We start from the raw sequence: 20,359 nt of genomic DNA, 5'->3' as shown, positions 1-20,359 counted from the left end.
TCGCCGCAGCCCGTGCCGTTTTGATAAAAGGCTGCTAGTGTTGTTAACAGGGTGGTAAGGACTTGCCCGCCCTGTCGAGGATGAAAAATGCAGACGAGCCGTAACGAAATCGACGACATGATCGTGCATGAAAAGATGCAGGTCGCTCTGGAACACCAGAACGAGGCATGGGCTGACGGCATGGCCGACGGCATCGAGCCTGAGATCATCGCCGATGCCGCCATTGCTCTGGCCATGCGCGAAACCATCCGCATGCATGGCGAAGCCGGTGCGGAAGCAATGCTGGAATCGCTGCGCCAGCGTATGCTTGAAGGCGAATTTTCTCCGCAGCGGGTGATACAGTAAAGCCGGGGTCTATCATGTCTTGCCTGAGCAAGGGGCTTTTGCGCTCTTCCGCCATGCTGTCCATCGTGCTTGCGTTGACCGCCGGGTCGATTGGCTTGCCGAACCGCGCTTTCGCCCTTTCCGAGCTGAAACCGGCGCAAAACACCGAAAGCGAGCCGCAGGCCCAGAATGGTGACCAGCCGCAGCAGGCCCAGCCCGCGGAGCCGGACGAAATCGAAGGCGATTCGGAAGGCATTCCCCTGCCCGACCCCCTGGTCGACCGTTCCGCTGCCCAGACCAAACAGCAATCCTCCAAGCCGGACAATGCTCCGGAAATGTCCGTCGTCATCGAGCACGACATTTCCAAGGCCCCGGAAGCCGTTCGCAAGCTGCGCCAGCAGATCATCGACGCCGCCGCTTCGGGTGACATCGAAAAATTGCGGCCCTTCATCGCCGCCGGCCAGAACGAATTCCGCATCGACGGCAGCGACAGCGAAGACCCGATCGCGGCACTGAAAAGCTATTCCGGCGATCCCGACGGGCTGGAAGTGCTGGCGATCATCATCGACCTGTTGTCGACCGGTTATGCCCATATCGATGCCGGCACGCCTGATGAAGCCTATGTCTTCCCCTATTTTGCCGGGAAGCCGCTGAATACGCTGACACCGCCGGAGAAGGTGGAACTGCTGCGCATCATCACGGCGGGCGATCTGGCGGATATGCAGGAATATGGCAATTACAGCTTTTACCGCATCGGCATTTCGCCCGATGGCAAGTGGAAGTTCTTCACCGCCGGCGATTGAACGCCTCCAAGTGCTTGCCGTTCTCCGGTAAAAATCCTAACTGTGCGGAATGAGCCGTCCGGCGAAGTGCATCTGCATTTTGCCGGAGATCGCGCAGTCTCGATGAACCGAACGGTGACGCCATGCCTTCCGCCTTTCTTGCCGACCGCCGCCTGATCAGAGTTTCCGGCACAGGCGCCGAGGAATTTCTGAATAATCTCATCACCGCCGATGTTGAAAATTTGGGCGAGGGCGGAGCCCGCGCTGCGGCGCTGCTGACGCCGCAGGGCAAGATCCTGTTCGATTTCCTGATTGCGCGCGATGGAACGGATTACCTGATCGAGACGGGTGCTGCAGAACAGGATGCGCTGCTGCGCCGCCTGACCATGTACAAGCTGCGCGCGCCGGTTGATCTGAAATCAGAAGCGACTGAGGGTGTCAGCGTTTTCTGGAACGAGAAAGCGCCCGAGGCAGGCATCCGGGATGGGCGTTTTGCCAAGGCCGGCGTTGATCTGTTCCGCCTGCCGGGCGCGTCCGCCACCGGCGACGTTGCGGCCTATGATGCGCTGCGCGTCGAACATGGCATTGCCGAATCCGGACGGGACTATGCGCTGCAGGATGCATTTCCCCATGATGTGCTGATGGATGTGAATGACGGCGTTTCCTTCAAGAAAGGCTGCTTCGTCGGCCAGGAAGTCGTCTCACGCATGAAACATCGCGGCACGGCAAGGCGGCGCGTGGTTACCGTTTCGGCCGAAGGTCCGCTTCCAGACAGCGGGACAGAGATTACCGCCAATGGGAAACCGGTCGGCACGCTCGGGACCGTTTGCGGCAGCACAGCGCTCGCCATCGTGCGGATCGATCGCATTGCCGATGCGCTTGCCTCCGACACCCCGCTTCTTGCGGAAGATGCCACCGTAACCGTGGCCCTGCCCGCCTGGAGTGGCCTTTCCTTCCCGGCCGCCGATCCGGCGGCGCGGGCGGAGGACTAGGCGTGGCACCCGCAAAAAGTCCGCGCGCCTGGCAGCGCATGCTTTCCGGTCGACGGCTCGATCTGCTTGATCCTTCGCCGCTCGACGTGGAAATCGCCGATATCGCCCATGGTCTTGCCCGCGTTGCCCGCTGGAACGGCCAGACGCGCGGCGATCATGCCTTTTCCGTCGCCCAGCACAGCCTCATCGTCGAGACGATTTTCTGCCGCATGTGCACGGATGCGACGCCCGGCGACATGCTGATGGCGCTTCTGCATGATGCGCCGGAGTATGTCATCGGCGACATGATCTCACCGTTTAAATCCGTGGTCGGCGGCGGTTACAAGACCGTCGAGAAGCGGCTGGAGGCCGCCGTGCATCTGCGGTTCGGCCTGCCGCCGCATGCATCACGCGATCTGAAGGACCGCATAAAGAAGGCCGATACGGTGGCCGCCTTTTTCGAGGCGACGGAGCTTGCCGGTTTTTCCACTGCCGAGGCGCAGAAATTCTTCGGCCTGCCGCGCGGCATCACCCGCGACATGTTCACCATCACGCCCCTGCCCTCGACGGAAGCACAGAAACTGTTCATCCAACGTTTCGAAGCAATCGAGGCGCTGCGCGCAACCGGGACCGGGAGCACGACATGACGGCCATCGTGGTATCGCCGCTGTCGCGGATCGCGGAAATGGCCGTGAAGCACAAGGCTCGCGAGATGGTGACGCTGATCGCCAAGGAGCAGAGCTTTCACCGCCCGGCGGTGATTGCCGCCGACCGGCATCTGACGCTTGCCATGAACGACATCGCCTTCAAGGGCACCGGCAATCTTATCGCCCCTGATGATGCGCATGTGCTGAAGCTCATCGATTTTGCCCGGGAATGGGATCAGTCAGCACCGCTGCTCATCCATTGCTGGATGGGGATTTCGCGCTCGCCGGCCGCCGCCGTCATTGCCGCACTTTGCCTTTATCCGGATCAGGACGAAATGGCGCTTGCGCTTCGCCTGCGCGCCGTCTCGCCCTATATCACCCCCAATGCCCGCATCATCGCGATCGGCGACCGGCTGCTGGCGCGTGAGGGCCGGCTGGTCAAGGCAATCAAGACGATCGGCAGGGGAGCAGATACCGACGGCAATGTGCCTTTTGTGTTGCCACTTGCCGGCTGACGCCCGATTTTTGGCGGAACCCCTGCGGCACCCATTCGTTACCAACCCTGAACAGCAATGAAAATCACGGGATAATTCATGGAACAACAGGCAACGGATATCATCGTCGCATCGCAGGCGGCCGTGCGGCAGGCGAGCGCGCTGGCGGTGCAATATTCCTTTTCGATCGTCGGCGCGCTTCTGCTGCTGATCGTCGGCTGGCTGGCCGCCACCTTCCTGCAGCGATGGGCCTTTCAGGGCCTGTCGCGCATTCGCGGTTTCGATGCGACGCTCGCCGGTTTCTTCGCGGGCGCGATCCGCTACGTCGTGCTTATTCTGGTGCTGGTCATGGTGCTTGGCCAGTTCGGCGTGCAGACGGCCTCCATTCTCGCGGCGCTGGGTGCCGCAGGTCTCGCCATCGGCCTTGCGCTGCAGGGCACGCTGCAGAACATTGCCGCCGGCATCATGCTTCTGGTGCTGCGCCCCTTCCGGGTCGGTGAATATATCGAGACCAGCACGGTCAGCGGCACCGTGGTGGAAATCGGTTTGTTTGCCACCGAGCTTAAGACCAGTGACGGGCTTTATCGCCTCGCGCCCAACTCCACGCTTTGGAATGTACCGATCACCAATTACAGCCGCTTTCCCTCGCGCCGCCACGAGCTTAGCCTGACGGTGAACAATGACGAGGATTTGGCTGCTGCGCAGGATATGCTGATGCGCGTGGTGCGCTCCGAAAGCCGGGTGCTGCTGGACCCTGCCCCCGTCACCTTCGTTGATTCCGTCAGCGCCGACAGCGCGACGGTCAAATTGCGCTATTGGGTGCGCAGCGACAGTTATTTCGTAACGACCCGCGATGTGACGAAGGCGATGAAGCTTGCCTTTGATGAACGCAAGGCGGAAGTGAGCGCACAGCCCGCCTGAGGCCTCGAAACTCTCTTCCCCACCCTTCATGTCTCAAGCGCGGTGGCTTTCCCGGCCATCGCGCTTTTTTTCATTACCGCCCGCCAGCTCCCGCCCTTGCGTCCTGCAAAAGACGTCTCTATAGGTCGGATTGTAATGTTATTACGTAACTGACTTTTCGACGACAGATATGAGAGGGCCAAACAATGCAGAAGACACTCATCCGCGTCACCGGCGCGGTCGCGCTTGGTTCCATGCTGCTGGTGGCAGCCGCTGCCACGGCCGCCGGCGGCAACAAATCCGCCGCCCACAGCCATGACCATGGGCACGATCACGGCCACCAGATGACCGAGGCGGAAAAGAAGATTTACAGCGGTTATTTCGAGGATGCCCAGGTAAAGCCGCGCACGCTTTCCGACTGGGGCGGCGACTGGCAGTCCGTTTATCCTTACCTGCTGAACGGTTCGCTTGATTCCGTCATGGCCGAAAAAGCCGCCCATGGCGACAAGACGGCCGCAGAATATCGCGCCTATTACGACATCGGTTACAAGACGGATGTGAACCGCATCGTCATCAAGGGCGACAGCGTGGCTTTCTACAAGGAAGGCAAACCGGTCGAGGGTACTTATGCCAGTGACGGCCAGGAAATCCTGACCTACAAGAAGGGTAATCGCGGCGTAAGATACATCTTCAAGAAGACCGCCGGCGACGAGGCCGCTCCGCAGTTCATCCAGTTCAGCGACCACTCCATCGCCCCGGTAAAGGCCGGCCATTACCACCTCTACTGGGGGAATGACCGCAAGGCCCTGCTGGACGAAGTCACCAATTGGCCGACCTATTATCCCTTCCTGATGGACGGCGCGGATATCGTCAAGGAAGTGGCGGCGCATTGAGCCCTAGCAGGCTCACGGCTTTCCGGAGCGTGAGGAATGCCGACCGCGTGCCTCTTTCGCCTTCTCCCCCGGGGAGAAGGTCGCGGCAGCGGGTTGAGGGGGCAAGCTCTCCGCATATCTCTGCTGTCGCCCCTCATCCGACCCTTCGGGCCACCTTCTCCCCGGCGGGGAGAAGAAACAAGCGACAACCGTTCACTGTCCCATGGTCGAGCGATGCGCCCAGCCGGTCATGCGTTTTTCAAGCCAGGCCATGATGGCGTACATGACGATGCCTTCCACGGCGAGCATCAGGAGGCCGGCAAAAACCAGCGGCACGTTGAACTGGCTCTGCGCCGAACTCATCATGTTGCCGAGGCCATAATTGGAAGCGACGGTTTCCGAGACGACCGAGCCGACGAAGGCGAGCGTGATGGCGATTTTCAGCGAGCCGAAGAAATACGGCATGGAACGCGGAATGCCGACCTTCAGCATGATATCCATCTTCTTCGCGCCAAGCGCCCGCAGCACGTCCTCGGTTTCCGGCTCGATGGTGGCAAGTCCGGTGGCGACATTGACGACGATGGGGAAGAAGGAAATCAGGAAGGCGGTCAACACTGCGGGAACAGTGCCGATGCCGAACCAGATGACGAGGATAGGCACCAGCGCCACCTTGGGGATGGCGTTAAAGCCGATCATCAAAGGATAAAGCCCGGCATAAATGGTTTTCGACCAGCCGATGAACAGGCCGATGGCAAGGCCGGCGACAACAGCGATGGCAAAGCCCAAAGTCGTCGTATAAAGCGTCTGCAGCGAATTCTTCCAGATCGGCGACCAATATTGCAGGATGGCCTGACCTACCCTTACCGGCGACGGCAGGATGGTGGGCGGCATTTTCAGCGCGTAGACCAGCAATTCCCACAGCGCGAAGAGCGCCAGCGTATAAAGCCAGGGGGCGGCCTTCACCCAGTTGACGCGGGCAATCAGCGGCTTGCGCGGCTCGGCCGTGACGGTGCTTTCCATGATCGCGCTCATGCCGCCACCCTCGCCTGCGCGATTTCGCCATGCAGTGCCTGCACCATGTCGTTGAAACCCTTGTCATACATAAGATCGAGCTGGCGCGGACGGGCAAACGGCACGCGGTGCTCCGCCAGGACGCGGCCCGGCCTTGTGCTCATCACAAAAATCTTGTCGGCGAGAAAGGTCGCTTCGCGCAGATCGTGGGTTACCAGAATGATGGTCACGCGCTGCGCGGCGTGCAGGTCACGGATGACACACCACAATTCCTCGCGGGTGAAGGCATCGAGTGCGCCAAATGGCTCATCCAGCATCAGCAAATCCGGCTCGTGGATCAGCGCGCGGCAGAGATTGGCGCGCTGCTGCATGCCGCCGGAAAGCTGCCATGGATATTTCGCGCCAAAACCCTTCAGGCCGACGATCTCCAGAAGGCGCTCGGCCTTTGCGACATATTCCGCCTTGTGGGCGCGCAGACGACGGCGGTGTTTTTCGACGATTTCCAACGGCAGCAGGATGTTCTCCAACGTCGTGCGCCAGGGCAGCATCGTCGGGTTCTGAAACGCCATGCCGACGATGGAGACCGGCTCCGTGACCTGCCGCCCGGCAACGATGACATTGCCCTTTTGCGGAATATGCAGCCCCGTCACCAGTTTCATCAGCGTTGACTTGCCGCAGCCCGACGGGCCGACCACGGCGGCGAATTCACCCTTGTCGACCGCCAGGTTCAAACCGGATACGGCCAGCGTGCCGGCCGACCCGCCATAACGCATGTCGACATTGTCTATTTCCACGAGATGTGACATCGCAGTCCCCGTTTTCAGTTGCTGATCGGGCCGTTTAATCCCGCAGCGTTGCTGCTTGTTTCTCCTCCTCGCCGGGGAGAAGGCGGCCCGAAGGGTCGGATGAGGGGGCGACGCCATCGAGAAACCGAGAGCTTGCCCCCTCATCCCGCTGCCGCGGACTTCTCCCCGGCGGGGAGAAGAAGTGAGCGGCGCCCACTCGGCCCATTCGATTGTCCTGCGGAGGCTACCGCTTCAAGAGCATGGCAAAACCGTTCCGCTTGTTTCTTCTCCCCGCCGGGGAGAAGGTGGCCCGAAGGGTCGGATGAGGGGGCAACGTCAGCGATAGGCCGAGAGCTTGCCCCTCATCCCGCTGCCGCGACCTTCTCCCCGGCGGGGAGAAGAAGCTTGCCGCACCCACTCGCTCCATCCTTTAGGGAAGCATGCGCTCTTCCTTGGCCGGCAGGTAGGTCGCATCGAACACCTGTTCCGCCTTCACATTGCCCTTCAGGCCCATGGAAACCTTCAACGTCTCGATGGAGGCGGCAAGCCGGGCCGGATCGACGCCGCCCATGCCATTTTCCACCACATAGGGCGTCTTGATGTTCATGCTGTTGGCCATGTTGAGGCGCTCCAGCTCGATGGCACTGTCGAGCGTCTCATTGCGCTTCAGCACCGCCGCCACGCCCTCTTCCGGGGTCTTGACGGAATCTGCGAAGCCCTTGGCCAGCGCCTTGAGGAAGCCCTTGACGGCTTCAGGGTTTTTCTCAGCGAAATCAGTGTTTACCAGCACCGCATTGCCATAGAGATTCAAGCCGTGCTCGGCCATCAGGATGGTCGAGATGTCGTCATCGGCAATGCCCTGCTTCTTCAGGTTGAGGATGACAGAAAAAGCAAAACCGAAGACGGCATCGACATCGCCCTTGGCAAGCATCGGTTCACGCACGGGAAAACCGATCGATTCGATCTTGATCTTGCTCTCATCGAGACCCGCGACCTGCTTGAAGGCCGGCCATTGCGCAAAGGCGCCATCCGGCGGCGGCGCGCCGAGCTTCTTGCCTTCCAGCGACTTCGGATCACCCGTGACGCCAAGTGACTTGCGGCCGACGACGGCAAAAGTCGGGCGCTCATAGACCATGTAAACGGCCTTGATCTTCTGGCTCGGATCCTCGTCGAGGAACTTCATCACCGAGTTGATATCGCCGAACCCCATCTGATAGGCGCCAGTTGCCACGCGCGGAATGGCTTCCACCGAACCGTTGCCGCTGTCGATCGTGACGTCGAGGCCTTCCGCCTTGAAGTAACCCTTGTCGAGCGCCAGCAGGAAGCCGGCGGCGGGGCCTTCGAATTTCCAGTCGAGCGTGAATTTGACCGGCGTTTCGGCATAAGCTCCCGTCACCGGCAGCACCATTCCGGCCGTAACGCCGATGGCAGCAATGGCCAGAGCTTTGGACAACAACCTGCGCGTTAAGATCATCTATTCCCCCTGATGGTTTTGTTGGATTGGTTGCATAAGAGCCAATTCCCACCCGCAAGGCAAGATAAAATTGCATACAAAATAGCCATTATTTTATATGCTTACTTTATGTGCATTATGGATCGATATGGAGGCAAAAAGCCCGGTTTCTGCGCAGCGTGCGTGCAACGAAGCGGAAGCAACATCGTTCACGCAGAGAACACAGCGTTCTCATTTGCCGGGGTTGCGGATCAGGCGCAGCGTAGGACAAATAGGGCCACGAACAGCAGGCGAAACGACGGGACGGCAAGATGAATTCTGCACTGGGCATACACCACATCACCATGATCACCCGGAAGGTGCAGGCGAATGTGGATTTCTACGCCGGCTTTCTCGGTTTGAAGCTGGTCAAGCGCACCGCCGGCTTCGAAGACGCCATGCAGCTTCACCTGCTTTATGGTGACGACATCGCCTCGCCCGGTTCGCTTCTGACATTTCTCGTCTGGGAAGATGGCGGCCAGGGCCGCGTCGGTTACGGCCAGACACTGGAAGTCTCGGTAGTGATCGATCCGGCCGCGATCGGCTTCTGGCTGACGCGGGCACTGAAATTCGGCATCCGCGCCGAGGGGCCATCCGACGAATTCGGCGAGCCGGTCATCCGGCTGAAAGATCCTGACGGCCTGATCGTCAAGCTGGTCGGTACCCATGCCTTTGCCAATGCGACGCCGCATGTGACGGACGACATTTCCGCGCAGGACGCGATTCGCCGCATCTATGGTGCGACGATGCTGAGCGAGGTACCGGAAGAAACCGTGGCGTTTCTGGAGAAACATTTCGGCTACCGGCAGGAAAGCCAGACCGGCGCGATCCGCCGGCTCGTCTCCGACAGCGGCGACATCATCGACGTGCGCGACGCGACCGGCTTCTGGTCCAGCGCACCGGGCACCGGCACGGTCGATCACATCGCCTTCCGCGCCGAGGACATCGATGAGCTGAACGCCGTTCTCACCGGGCTGAAATCGCTCAATTCCAGCACCACCAATGCCCATGATCGAAAGTATTTCCATTCGCTCTATGTCCGCGAACCGGGCGGCGTGCTGATCGAAATGGCAACCGATGGCCCCGGCATGACGATCGACGAACCGCTGGAAGCGCTCGGCGAACAATTGTTCATTCCGCCGCTGTTCATGAAGGACGAGGCGGATGTGCGCGTCGCCCTGCCGCAATTTTCCATGCCGGGCGAGGAACGCATCATTTATCGCGACCTGCCCTTCGTGCACCGGTTCTATACGCCGGAGGAACCGGATGGCAGCACCATCATCCTGCTGCACGGCTCGGGCGCCAGCGAAACGAGCCTGATGCCGCTGGCGCACAGGGCCGCGCGCGGCGCGACACTTTTAGGCGTGCGCGGCCGCAGCACGGAAGAAGAGATCGCCCGCTGGTTCCGGCGTTTCCCCGATTTCAGCTTCGACCAGACTGATATTGCTGCAGAAGCAGAGGCCTTTGCCACCTTTGTCGAAGGTGCAATCCGTTCCTACGGTCTTGATCGTTCGAAGCTGCGGTTTATCGGCCATTCGAATGGTGCAAATTTCTATGCGGCCTTTGCCGCACTTTATCCCGACCTTGCCGGAGACGCCCTGCTCTACCGGCCCATGCCGGTTCTCGACACATGGCCGCAAACTGATCTTTCCGGCCGAAATTTCCTGCTCGTCGCCGGTGAACGCGACAAATATCGCGACGGAGCAACCGAGCTGCAAGGCCGGCTTGCGGCGAGCGGCGCGGAGGCACGGGTGGAAATGCTGGATGACGGGCATGAACTGGGGCTTGCCGATATAGAAGCGGCACGGCTCTGGCTGGCGGATGCTCCTGATTTTCGATAGATGGGCATGCGCCGAGCGGATGCCGCCCATTTCTTCTCCCCGCCGGGGAGAAGGTGGCCCGAAGCGCCGGATGAGGGGCAACGCCAACGATAGACCCCACCCTCGCCCCCTCATCCCGCTGCCGCGGACTTCTCCCCGGCGGGGAGAAGAAACAAGTGACACCCGCTCGCTCCATGTTACCCCCTGCCATACATCAACCGGGCCTTGCATAAATTCGCCAAAAGAGCTTTAAAAACAGCTTCGTAATTGGAGAGCCCGTTTGGAAATCCCGTTTCTCATCCTCGCCCTCATCGCGGCCTTTATCTACACGCTGGTCGCGAGCATCCGTAATTCAAGCCGAATCAAGTCGCTGGAACGTGAGGTCCTCAGCCTCAAGCGGCTGATGGCTGCCGGGGTCACGTCTCCCTTGGCTGCACGGGCTGAAAGCGCGGAATCCTCGGAAAAGACGGATTTCGAAGCGGAAGAGACAAATGGAGATTTGCCCGAAGCAGCGGCTTCCCAAGCTGAATATGCCTCAAAGCCGGAAGAAGCTGCCGCGATAGTGGAAGCTGGGGACGTAGCCCGTGAAGAAGCGCCGCCGGCGCTCGCCAACGAGACCGCGTCCGCGCCGGCCACAAAAGAAAGCTTCGAAAGTCTGCTCGGCGCACGCTGGGCGGTCTGGGCCGGCGGGCTGGCGCTGGCGCTGGGCGGTATTTTCCTCGTCAAATATTCGATCGAATCGGGGCTGCTCAGCCCAGCGGTCAGGCTTTCGCTTGCCGCCATTTTCGGCCTCGTTCTCGGGCTTGCCGGCGAAGCGATCCGCCGCAAGGCGGTGCCGGGCATCGCCACCGCCTATTCCAACGCGATGATACCCGGCGTGCTGACGGCGGCCGGCGCATTAACGCTGTTCGGCGTGGTTTATGCGGCCTATGGAATTTATGACTATATCGGCTCCGGAACCGCCTTCATCCTGCTCGGGCTTGTCGCCTTTGCCACCATTGGCCTGTCGCTTCTGCATGGGCAGGCGCTGGCCGGTCTCGGTCTTCTTGGCTCGATGCTGACGCCGGCGCTGATTTCCAGCGAAACGCCAAATATCTGGGCGCTGTTCGTTTTCCTGACCATCTCGTGGCTGGCGACCGCGGCCGCAGCGCGCAGGCAGGGCTGGACCGTGGTTCCGTCCCTTGCCAATGCCGGCCTTGGCCTCTGGGCGCTCGGCTATATCGGCTTTTCCGAGACGATCAATGCCGAACCACCGACGCTCGCTTTGCTCGTCATGCTGGCCGGCACGATCTTCCTGTGGCCCGGAAAACACCTCGACACGCCGCCGGTAGAAACCGGCGAAACCGCAGCCCCGGAGCGGCGCGCCATCCGTGCGCTACGGCTTTTGTTGCGCCCGTCGCTTGCCATCAACCTCACGGTATCGATGGCCGTCATCCTGCCGGCCATCGGCTTCCTGTTCGCCAGTGGCGGCATCGACACCCACCCGGCGCTGATCGTCTCGGCGCTCATCGCAGCGCTTGCGGCCCTTGGCGCCGCCCGCCACTACGCGGTTTGGCCGGCCATCATCGCCGCGCTCGGCGCGCAGACGGCGGTCGCGCTGATGTCGCGGCAGGGCATCGATTTCATCGGCCTTATCAACGATACCGGCGTAACGCTTCCGCCCGTCGGAACAGGCTATACGGCTGAAATCGCCATGGCGCTTGGCCTCGGCGCAGTCTTCGTGCTCTGCGCCTTCTCCTTCCTGAAACGCAAGGGCGCTGACGATGCGGATTTTGCCCAGCTCTGGGCAGGTATTGCCGCGCTGTTCCCGGTCTGGCTGGCAACCGCAAGCTTCGTTGAATATGGCAATCTCGGCCGCGACTGGCTGCACGCCGCCTATGGTCTCGGCCTCGGCCTGGTGCTGATTGCCGGGGCCGAGTGGCTGCACCGGCAGGACAAAGAGGTCTATCGCAAGCCTCTCAACATTCTCGTGCTCGGCTCGTTTGCCGCCTTCGCGCTCAGCCTGCACACGCTGACGGAAGGGCTCGCGACAACCGTTCTGCTTTCGGTCATCGGTTTTGTTTATGTGCTGGCCAGCCGTTACCGCAACTGGGATGTGCTGCCCTGGGTCATGGCGGTGGCAAGCGTTGCCGTTCTCGGCCGCATCGCCTGGGAACCCACCATTGTCGGGCCGCAAAATCTTGGGACCACGCCGGTCTTCAACGCGCTTCTGCCGGGTTATGGCATTCCCGCACTGCTGGCCGTCGCCTCGGCCTGGCTGCTGCGCGACTGGCCGGGGGTCAGGGCGAAGAACTTCCTGCAGGCGATTGCCAGCGTCATGGGTCTGCTGGCCGTCGCGATTCTCATCCGCCACGCGATGAATGGCGGCACGCTTGATAACAGCGTGCCGACGCTCGGCGAACAGTCGATCTACACGCTGCTGACCATCGGCTTCTCGGGTGTATTGATGACGCTGGATCTAAAGAGCCCCAGCCCCGTCTTCCGTTACGGTTCGATGATTGCCGGCGTGATCGCCGTCATCAACGTGCTGACGATGCATTTCTTCACACTCAACCCTTATTTCACCGGCGAAAATACCGGGCGCATTCCGGTCCTCAACCTGCTGCTGATCGGTTACCTCCTGCCGGCGCTCGCCTATGGCGGCCTTGCCTATTATGCGCGCGGCAAACGTCCGCCGCCCTATGTCAGCATGCTGGCGGTGGCGGGTGCGGCACTCGGTTTTGCCTGGGCAACGCTTTCGGTCCGCCGGTTCTGGCAGGGCGAAAACATCGCCGACTGGAAGGGTTTTATGCAGGGCGAGACCTACAGCTATTCGGTGGTCTGGTTGCTGATCGGCGTGCTGCTGCTGGTGCTTGGCTCGCGCTTTAATGCCCGCAGCCTGCGTCTGGCATCGGCCGCCTTTGTGCTGATCTCTGTCGCCAAGGCATTCCTGATCGACATGAGCAACCTTGAAGGCGTGCTGAGAGCCCTGTCCTTCATCGGGCTTGGCGCAGTGCTGATCGGCATCGGCCTGTTCTACCAGAAAATCCTGACCCGGAAGCCGCAGGCATGATCGCGGCCGAGGCTTTCGCGCCCTATGCAGCGCTTGCGCAGGACCTGATACCGCACGCCGCCGATGCCGGCGACGGCTCGCATGATCTTGCCCATATTCACCGCGTCTTCCGCAACGCCATGCGCATCCATGCGGGCGAAGGCGGCGATGGCACCGTGCTGGCGGCGAGCGTGCTTTTGCATGATTGCGTGGCGGTGGAAAAGAACTCGCCGCTCCGCGCGCAGGCCTCACGGCTGGCGGCGGAAAAGGCAGCCGGCATTCTGGCCGGGCTCGGCTGGCAGCAGAAAGATATCGACGCCGCCGCACACGCCATCACCACCCACAGCTTTTCCGCCAATATCGAGCCACAGACGCTGGAGGCAAAAATCCTTCAGGATGCCGACCGGCTGGATGCCATCGGCATGGTGGGGGCAGCCCGCTGCTTTTACATTGCCGGACGCATGGGCTCGGCGCTTTACGATCCGGCCGATCCGCTGGCGAAGGACCGGCCGCTTGACGACCGCGCCTTTGCCATCGATCATTTCGAAACCAAGCTTTTCAAACTGGCGGACGGCTTTCGTACCGGGACGGGGCGGCAAATGGCCAAGGCCCGCCATGAGCGACTGCAACAAGTACTCGACCTGTTTCTCGACGAGATTTGAGGATATCCAAGATGCGTGTGACCGAACTCAACATCTATCCGCTGAAAAGCGCGCGCGGCATTCCCCTCTCCGAGAGCGCTGTTTCGGCCGAGGGCCTGCCCGGCGACCGTCGTGCCATGTTGATCGACCCTTCCGGCCATTTCATCACCCAGCGCGAATTGCCTGCTCTCGCCACGGTTCTGGCGCGGCATGAGGATGGCGGCATGGCGCTTGCGCGGGAAAAGGACGACGAGATCGTCGCAAGACCGTCCGGCGAGCGCATGGATGTGGCGGTGTGGAAATCGATCGTCAGCGCCAATATTGCCGATGACGAGACCAACGATACGCTCTCGGCGTGGCTGGGGCGCGAGGTGAAGCTGGCATTCTTCGATGATGCCTCGAAACGAATTGCAAGCCTCGAATGGACCGGCAACGAAACGCCCGTCACCTTTGCGGATGGCTACCAGATCCTCGTCACCACCACCGCCTCGCTTGCCGCGCTGAACGACAACATGCGCGCCAATGGCGAGGATGCCGTCGGCATGGAGCGGTTCCGGCCGAATATCGTGCTGGATACGGACGAGCCATGGGCGGAAGACCGCTGGGCGACCATCGAGATCGGCGGCATTCGTTTTGATCTGGTCAAGCCCTGCGCCCGCTGCATCATGACCACGCAGGACCAGATAACCGGCTCCCGCGATGTGCCCTCGCCCATGAAAGCCATGGGCCGCATCCGCATGTCGGGTGATCGGCGCGTACCCGGCCCGCTGTTCGGCTGGAACGTGACACCGCGCAGTCAGGGCAGACTGTCGGTCGGCGACGTGGCCAAGGTGGTCGAGGAACGGCCGGAAGGCTGGGCGATCAAGAGGCGGTAGGCCGGTCCAGGCCAGATCGAGCCTAAGGGACGCGGATGTCCTCCCTCATTCCTGTGCTTGTCACAGGAATCCAGTCAGCCCAAGTCCTTGGGCTGAAAAGACTCTTTCCGCCACGCAGACGCGTGTCGACTGGATCCCTGTGACAAGCACAGGGATGAGGAGAGGATGGAATCGATCACGGCTTGCGAGCGCTGACGATCAGAAAGATCGGACGGCGATCTTCGTGCTTCATCTCCGGTCGCTCCGCGAGCAAGGCGGGATCGGGCCTCGGTTCGGCCAGACGCGTCAGGGCAAAACCGGCAGAAAGCAGGCTGTTGAGAATGCCTGACACCGTGCGGTGATATTTGACGACATCATCCGCCATCCAGTTGGAATGGCGCACGCCTTCGTTCTGGTAATCGTCGAGCGGCCAGTGGAGGATTTCGCCCTTCTCGTCATAGAACCAGTCCTGTTTTTCCAGCGCCGTGAAAACGGGATGTTCGATGGAAAAGATGAACTCACCGCCGGATTTCAGCACGGCGGAAACTTTCGCGAATGCCAGGTCGAGATCGCGGACATAATGCAGGGCAAGAGAACTCAGCACCACATCGAAACTTTCCGGCGGAAAATCGATGTCCTCGATTGCCGCCCGACGATATTCGATACCGGGGCCGCCATTTATTTCGGCGGCACGGCGCAGCATGTTTTCCGAAAGATCAACGCCGACGACACGGGCCGCCCCCTGCTCTGCCGCATAACGGCAATGCCAGCCGAAACCGCAGCCGAGATCGAGAAGGTTGCGGCCCTGCAACGGCGGAAGCATGGCGCGCAGCTCGTGCCATTCGCCGGCCTGCCGCAGCCCTTCAACGGAGCGCGGCATGGCGCTGTAGCGCTCGAAGAACCCGGGGTCGTCGTAAATATTCTGCTTCATCGTCATCTCTCCGGAATTCCGGCAATAATGTGCGGGCATCCCATCAATCCCATGAATAATGGGGGTCAAGAAAAGTCGCTAGTGGGGACGGCTGACAAAAGCTAATATTCATCCCGATCAGAGGGAATCTGCAGAAGATTTGTGCCATCTCCAAGGCGCATGCTGCAGCAGGAGAATTTCATGTCGCAAGCCACACGCCAGACCATGCCCTGGCTGATTATCGCCGCCGGGTCGCTGATTGCCGTCATGACCTTCGGTCCGCGTTCGGCCATGGGCTTTTTTCAGCTGCCGATGCTGGCCGACACCGGCTGGGATCGTTCCACCTTCGGCCTCGCCATGGCCCTGCAGAACCTCTTCTGGGGCCTTGGCCAGCCCTTCTTCGGCGCAATCGCCGATAAATACGGCACGGGCCGCGTGCTCGTTCTGTCAGGCTTTCTTTATGCCGCCGGCCTCATCTGCATGTCCTTCGGCACCTCTCCCTTCTGGCTGCATTTCGGCGGCGGCGTGCTTGTCGGGCTTGGCATTGCCGCCGGCTCCTTCAGCGTCATCCTGTCGGCCTTTGCACGCCATGTGACACCGCAGCAGCGCTCGCTTGCCTTCGGCATCGGCACGGCGGCAGGCTCTGCCGGCATGTTCCTCTTCGCACCGGTCAGCCAGGGGCTGATTTCCGCCTATGGCTGGTCGGACAGCCTCGTCTGGCTTGCCGTGATGATGATGCTGGTGCCGCTGCTCGCCTTCCCGATGCGTGGCAACTCCTCTTCCGGCAGCCAGTCACAGACGCAGTTCCAGCAGACGGCGGGCGAAGCGTTGCGGGAAGCACTTGGCCACAAGAGCTATCTCCTGTTGACGACAGGCTTTTTCGTCTGCGGTTTCCAGGTGGCCTTCATCACCGCGCATTTCCCGGCCTATCTCGGCGATATCGGCATCGAGCCGCGCTACGCCGTCATTGCCATGGCGCTGATAGGCTTCTTCAATATCATCGGGTCGCTCGCCGCCGGCGTCATCGCCCAGCGTTATTCGAAACCCTATATGCTGGCCTATATCTATATCGCCCGCTCGGTTGTCGTGACGGCCTTCCTGCTCCTGCCGCAATCACCGCTTTCGGTCATCCTCTTCGCAGCCGTCATGGGCATTCTCTGGCTTTCCACCGTGCCGCCCACCAATGCGCTGGTGGCGATCATGTTCGGCACACGCCATCTCGGCATGCTCGGCGGCGTCGTGTTCCTGTCGCACCAGATCGGCTCGTTCCTCGGCGTCTGGCTCGGCGGCTTCCTTTACGACCGGCTGGGCTCCTATGACCTCGTCTGGTGGCTTGGCGTCGGCATGGGGATTTTTGCGGCCATCGTGCACTGGCCCATTCAGGAGCGGCCCGCACCGCGCCCGGCCATGGCCTGAGACTACACGGCCTTATCAAGCGCGGGCGGTGACGCCCTGCGCTGCAGCGCCTTCAGCGCCGCCTGCACGAAACCGTCGCGGGCGGCGTTTTCATTCAGGCCACGCGGATCATAGACATGCCGGTTAAGAAAATGGGCCGTCAGGCGGAAGGCCGCCGCGAGGCTTTCGGGATCGGCGGCCGTTGACTGGCCTTCGCTCAAGAAAGCGGGCAGTGACAGCATCCGGGCGGCATAGGGCGCGCCTGCCGTGCGGCAGACCGCCCTGCCGGTTTTCGGCGACACGTAGATGAGATCGGAGCGCAGCCCGGTTGCCGCGCATTCGGTGAGATCAAGCCCGAAACCGAGATCGTTCAGCACGGCGAGTTCGAAACGCACGAACAATTCCCCGGCATCGGCCGGATCGTGGAGATTGTCGAGGATGATATCGAGCGCCTGATAGAGATGCGGGTGCGGATCACGTTCCGGCAGAAGCCTGAGAAGCGCGCCCATGGCCTGCACGCCGTAAACGGCGGTCGCCGTTTCCATCAGCTGTGCGGCGCGCAATTGCAGCGGCTCGATGCGGTATTCGCCAAGATGGTCGTCAAGTCGCGCCCGCCAGATGACATCCACCCGGTTTCCCGCCTGCAACACCGGCTGCATGCTGCGAGAGCGACCGGAGCGCACCATGCCCAGATGGCGGCCGCGCGTACGGGTCATCACCTCGGCGATGACGCTCGTCTCGCCATGGCGTTTTACGCCGAGAATGATTGCCTCATCCTGCCACTGCATGAAACCTGTCCGAATTTCGATTCAAGCCGGATCATAACCGATCCGGCGGCGAAACGTTATTCTTTTACGGCGTCATTCGAAACGCCGAGAAGGCCGAGAACGAAATCCATGATTTCATTTTCTCCGAAGGGCTTGCCGAGCAGAGGCGCCTGCGAAAGATCGTCGGGAAACCCTGTCGTATCGCCGTAACCGCTGACGAAACCGAAGGGAATGCCGGCCTCGCGCAGCTGGCGCGCAAAATCATAACTCATGCCGTCGGAAAGGCTGACATCGAGAAGCACGCAATCGGCACCGTCCTGCTCGACGGTCTGTCTTGCCTGCGCAAGCGTCGTTGCGATGACGATGGTTTCGACACCCATGGACTGGAGGACCGCTTCGACATCAAGCGCCACCAGATATTCATCCTCAACGATGATAACCCGTTGTGGCACCATATGTTTTCTTCTTTCAACAGGAGGGGCAGCCAACTGGCTGCGCGCCGCTCCCTTCAACGTGATGTTCCAGCGCCATGGCTTAGCAGTCGCAAATTGCGACCCCACCGTCATTTAAAAAAGACATGTCAAAAGAAGATCAGATGAAGGGTCTTTGCCGCTTTTCGTCGCTTTCCCAGCCGGCCACATGGCTCAATCCGGCGTTGTCGAGCACCAGACAGCCCTTGTCCGTCCAGCGGATGAGGCCGCGATCAACAAGCTTTCTCAAGGTCTTGTTGGTGTGGACGATGGAAAGGCCGAGCGTATCGGCCACATGCTGCTGGGTGACGGGAATAGGCGTTTCGCCGCGCATGAGATCGACAGCCTTCGCCTTGCTGTAAAGAAAGGCGATGAGATAGGCGGCGCGCTCCAGCGCAGTGCGTCGGCCGATGCTGAGCAGATGACTGTCGAGCATGCGTTCCTCGCTCGCAGCAATCCAGGTCAGGTCATAAGCAAGGGTCGGGTGATCGGTGAAGAGGTTGTTGAGGCGCGATCGTTCAAAAACGCACAGCGTTACCGGTGACAGCGCTTCGACCGAATGCTGCATTTCCCCCATCACCGTGCCCTGCAGGCCAACGAGATCGCCCGGCATGACATAGTTGAGGATTTGCCGCCGGCCATCTTCCAGCGTCTTGTAGCGAAAGGCCCAGCCATGCAGCACGGTATAAAGGTGGGCGCTGTGCGACCCTTCCATCAAAATGACAGAGCCGCTTTCCACCGCCAGCTCCCCCGTCTTGAAACGGGAGACGAAATCGAGTTCGGAAGGGGCGAAATCCCTGAAATGCGGCAGGTCCCGCAGGGGACATTGCTGGCACGGCGTTGTGGAAATCCCGTTCGGTTTTTTTGGCGACATGAATATCCGTCATCGAAAAAAGGTTGCGCCCAATTGTTTTGGAACAACCCGCCCGAACGCATTCGGTTCCCGATAGTGGCTGAAGATATTCAGTTCGTTCAAGGATTGCGTCGCGCCCCCCCTCGAACACACAAAAGCGAAGGGCTTGGGCAACCTCGACGTTCTCGTCGGTTCGCGACATTTCCCGCCCGTCATTCCGGCCTTGAGCCGGAATCCAGTCGACGCGCGTCGGCGCGACGGGACAACTCTTTTCAGCCCAAGGACTTGGGCTGGCTGGATTCCGGCTCAAGGCCGGAATGACGGAAGCGGGTGTGTTTTCGCATTGCGCATATCGCGCCTGCGCGTTACCCCCGCGGAAATTCCAGTCCCATTTCGCGGAAGCGCTCGGGGTCATCGCCCCAGTTCTCGCGCACCTTGACGAACAGGAAGAGATGGACCGGCTGCTCGAGGATTTCCGAAAGCTCCTTGCGCGAGGCGGTGGAGATCGCCTTGATCGCATCGCCGTTCTTGCCGAGCGCGATCTTCTTCTGGCTGTCGCGCTCGACATAGATCACCTGCTCGATGCGTACGGAGCCGTCCTTGCGCTCTTCCCACTTTTCCGTCTCGACATGCGAGGCGTAGGGCAGTTCCTGGTGCAGGCGCAGGAACAGCTTCTCGCGGGTGATTTCGGCGGCGAGCTGGCGCATCGGCAAATCGGAAATCTGGTCTTCCGGATAATACCACGGGCCTTCCGGCAGCGCCTCCACCAGATAATCCATCAGGTCTTCGCAGCCCGAACCATTGGTGGCCGAAATCATGAAAGTGCGATCGAAAGCCACCGTCTCATTGGCGGCGGCGGCAAGCTTCAGCAGGTCTTCGCGCTTCACCTGGTCGATCTTGTTGAGGCAGAGGATCTTCTTCTGCGGAACGTCCTTCAGCCCTTCAAGAATGGCCTCGGCATCGCCCTTCAGGCCACGCTCGCTGTCGATCAGCAGCAGGATGAGATCGGCATCCTTTGCCCCACCCCAGGCGGAGGTGACCATGGCGCGGTCAAGCCGGCGGCGCGGCTTGAAGATGCCGGGTGTGTCCATGAAAACGATCTGCGCATTCTTGTGAATGGCGATGCCGCGCATCACGGCGCGCGTCGTCTGCACCTTGTGGCTGACGATCGAAACCTTGGCGCCAACCAGCCTGTTCACCAGCGTCGACTTGCCGGCGTTGGTCGGGCCGATAAGGGCCACAAAGCCGGAACGGGTCGGAAGGTTGTTGTCTTCGCCTTCAATGGCGGGGTTTTCGTGATCGGTCATGTTATCCATCAAGGTCAGAGGTATTCAACATGC

The 20,359-nt window shown here is 60.9% G+C and carries 20 protein-coding genes; 12 read left to right on the top strand and 8 right to left on the bottom strand.

Annotation, left to right across the window (positions count from 1 at the left end; translation table 11 throughout):
* Nucleotides 1–87 precede the first annotated feature (87 nt).
* The 7 genes from EXN68_RS02255 (at nucleotide 88) to EXN68_RS02225 (ending at nucleotide 5,011) form a co-directional block, all read left to right on the top strand.
* Nucleotides 88–345, top strand: a complete 258-nt coding sequence (locus tag EXN68_RS02255) for a hypothetical protein (protein WP_003496894.1) — start codon at nucleotides 88–90, stop codon at nucleotides 343–345.
* A gap of 14 nt (nucleotides 346–359) precedes the next feature.
* Complete coding sequence (locus EXN68_RS02250; protein ID WP_142839463.1) at nucleotides 360–1,127, top strand: hypothetical protein; 768 nt, start codon at nucleotides 360–362, stop codon at nucleotides 1,125–1,127.
* Nucleotides 1,128–1,249: 122 nt separating this feature from the next.
* On the top strand, nucleotides 1,250–2,098 hold the full coding sequence (gene ygfZ, locus EXN68_RS02245) for a CAF17-like 4Fe-4S cluster assembly/insertion protein YgfZ (protein WP_142839462.1): 849 nt from the start codon (nucleotides 1,250–1,252) through the stop codon (nucleotides 2,096–2,098).
* 2 nt (nucleotides 2,099–2,100) lie between these two features.
* A complete protein-coding gene (locus EXN68_RS02240) occupies nucleotides 2,101–2,724 on the top strand; it encodes an HD domain-containing protein (RefSeq protein WP_161991165.1) in 624 nt (207 codons plus the stop codon).
* Nucleotides 2,721–3,239 (top strand): tyrosine phosphatase family protein, encoded by a 519-nt coding sequence (locus tag EXN68_RS02235; protein ID WP_142839461.1) that lies wholly within the window; start codon nucleotides 2,721–2,723, stop codon nucleotides 3,237–3,239. Before EXN68_RS02240 ends, EXN68_RS02235 begins: the two co-directional genes overlap by 4 nt.
* A gap of 78 nt (nucleotides 3,240–3,317) precedes the next feature.
* A complete protein-coding gene (locus EXN68_RS02230; RefSeq protein WP_142839460.1) occupies nucleotides 3,318–4,139 on the top strand; it encodes a mechanosensitive ion channel family protein in 822 nt (273 codons plus the stop codon).
* Between the two features lie 185 nt (nucleotides 4,140–4,324).
* Complete coding sequence (locus EXN68_RS02225) at nucleotides 4,325–5,011, top strand: metal-binding protein ZinT (protein ID WP_142839459.1); 687 nt, start codon at nucleotides 4,325–4,327, stop codon at nucleotides 5,009–5,011.
* A gap of 192 nt (nucleotides 5,012–5,203) precedes the next feature.
* Here the strand turns inward: EXN68_RS02225 and EXN68_RS02220 are convergent, their stop codons facing one another.
* The 3 genes from EXN68_RS02220 to EXN68_RS02210 all read right to left on the bottom strand — a co-directional run bounded on the left by EXN68_RS02220 (nucleotide 5,204) and on the right by EXN68_RS02210 (nucleotide 8,260).
* Nucleotides 5,204–6,022 (bottom strand): ABC transporter permease, encoded by an 819-nt coding sequence (locus tag EXN68_RS02220; protein WP_142839458.1) that lies wholly within the window; start codon nucleotides 6,020–6,022, stop codon nucleotides 5,204–5,206.
* Nucleotides 6,019–6,807: an ABC transporter ATP-binding protein gene (locus tag EXN68_RS02215; RefSeq protein ID WP_161991164.1), complete on the bottom strand. Its 789-nt coding sequence runs from the start codon at nucleotides 6,805–6,807 to the stop codon at nucleotides 6,019–6,021. Before EXN68_RS02215 ends, EXN68_RS02220 begins: the two co-directional genes overlap by 4 nt.
* A 409-nt stretch (nucleotides 6,808–7,216) precedes the next feature.
* Nucleotides 7,217–8,260: an ABC transporter substrate-binding protein gene (locus EXN68_RS02210; protein WP_142839457.1), complete on the bottom strand. Its 1,044-nt coding sequence runs from the start codon at nucleotides 8,258–8,260 to the stop codon at nucleotides 7,217–7,219.
* A gap of 290 nt (nucleotides 8,261–8,550) precedes the next feature.
* On the opposite strand from EXN68_RS02210, the gene EXN68_RS02205 reads away from it, so the two are divergent.
* The 4 genes from EXN68_RS02205 (at nucleotide 8,551) to EXN68_RS02190 (ending at nucleotide 14,645) form a co-directional block, all read left to right on the top strand.
* Nucleotides 8,551–10,119 carry a VOC family protein gene (locus EXN68_RS02205; RefSeq protein ID WP_142839456.1) on the top strand — a complete coding sequence of 523 codons (1,569 nt, stop codon included), beginning with the start codon at nucleotides 8,551–8,553 and terminating at the stop codon, nucleotides 10,117–10,119.
* 259 nt (nucleotides 10,120–10,378) lie between these two features.
* Nucleotides 10,379–13,150, top strand: a complete 2,772-nt coding sequence (locus tag EXN68_RS02200; RefSeq protein WP_161991163.1) for a DUF2339 domain-containing protein — start codon at nucleotides 10,379–10,381, stop codon at nucleotides 13,148–13,150.
* Nucleotides 13,147–13,791 (top strand): HD domain-containing protein, encoded by a 645-nt coding sequence (locus EXN68_RS02195; protein WP_142839455.1) that lies wholly within the window; start codon nucleotides 13,147–13,149, stop codon nucleotides 13,789–13,791. Before EXN68_RS02200 ends, EXN68_RS02195 begins: the two co-directional genes overlap by 4 nt.
* 11 nt (nucleotides 13,792–13,802) lie before the next feature.
* Nucleotides 13,803–14,645, top strand: a complete 843-nt coding sequence (locus EXN68_RS02190) for an MOSC domain-containing protein (RefSeq protein ID WP_142839454.1) — start codon at nucleotides 13,803–13,805, stop codon at nucleotides 14,643–14,645.
* A gap of 175 nt (nucleotides 14,646–14,820) precedes the next feature.
* Here EXN68_RS02190 and EXN68_RS02185 read toward each other — a convergent pair whose 3' ends face one another.
* Nucleotides 14,821–15,555, bottom strand: a complete 735-nt coding sequence (locus tag EXN68_RS02185) for a class I SAM-dependent methyltransferase (protein ID WP_142839453.1) — start codon at nucleotides 15,553–15,555, stop codon at nucleotides 14,821–14,823.
* Between the two features lie 180 nt (nucleotides 15,556–15,735).
* On the opposite strand from EXN68_RS02185, the gene EXN68_RS02180 reads away from it, so the two are divergent.
* The gene (locus tag EXN68_RS02180; RefSeq protein WP_142839452.1) at nucleotides 15,736–16,950 is read left to right on the top strand and encodes an MFS transporter; all 1,215 of its coding nucleotides are present in this window, start codon (nucleotides 15,736–15,738) and stop codon (nucleotides 16,948–16,950) included.
* 2 nt (nucleotides 16,951–16,952) lie between these two features.
* Here EXN68_RS02180 and recO read toward each other — a convergent pair whose 3' ends face one another.
* From recO to era, 4 genes are all read right to left on the bottom strand, one after another.
* Nucleotides 16,953–17,717, bottom strand: a complete 765-nt coding sequence (recO, locus tag EXN68_RS02175) for a DNA repair protein RecO (protein WP_142839451.1) — start codon at nucleotides 17,715–17,717, stop codon at nucleotides 16,953–16,955.
* A gap of 56 nt (nucleotides 17,718–17,773) precedes the next feature.
* Nucleotides 17,774–18,151 carry a response regulator gene (locus tag EXN68_RS02170; protein ID WP_142839450.1) on the bottom strand — a complete coding sequence of 126 codons (378 nt, stop codon included), beginning with the start codon at nucleotides 18,149–18,151 and terminating at the stop codon, nucleotides 17,774–17,776.
* Nucleotides 18,152–18,287: 136 nt separating this feature from the next.
* Nucleotides 18,288–19,040, bottom strand: coding sequence for a Crp/Fnr family transcriptional regulator (locus tag EXN68_RS02165; protein ID WP_046798760.1), 753 nt, complete (start codon nucleotides 19,038–19,040; stop codon nucleotides 18,288–18,290).
* A gap of 344 nt (nucleotides 19,041–19,384) precedes the next feature.
* On the bottom strand, nucleotides 19,385–20,335 hold the full coding sequence (gene era, locus EXN68_RS02160; RefSeq protein WP_035218044.1) for a GTPase Era: 951 nt from the start codon (nucleotides 20,333–20,335) through the stop codon (nucleotides 19,385–19,387).
* Nucleotides 20,336–20,359 lie beyond the last annotated feature (24 nt).

Source organism: Martinezella rhizogenes, assembly GCF_007002745.1.
Lineage (GTDB): Bacteria > Pseudomonadota > Alphaproteobacteria > Rhizobiales > Rhizobiaceae > Agrobacterium > Agrobacterium cucumeris.
The sequence above is the reverse complement of the archived record's forward strand: the minus strand, read 5'-3'. Positions and strand labels throughout refer to the sequence as shown.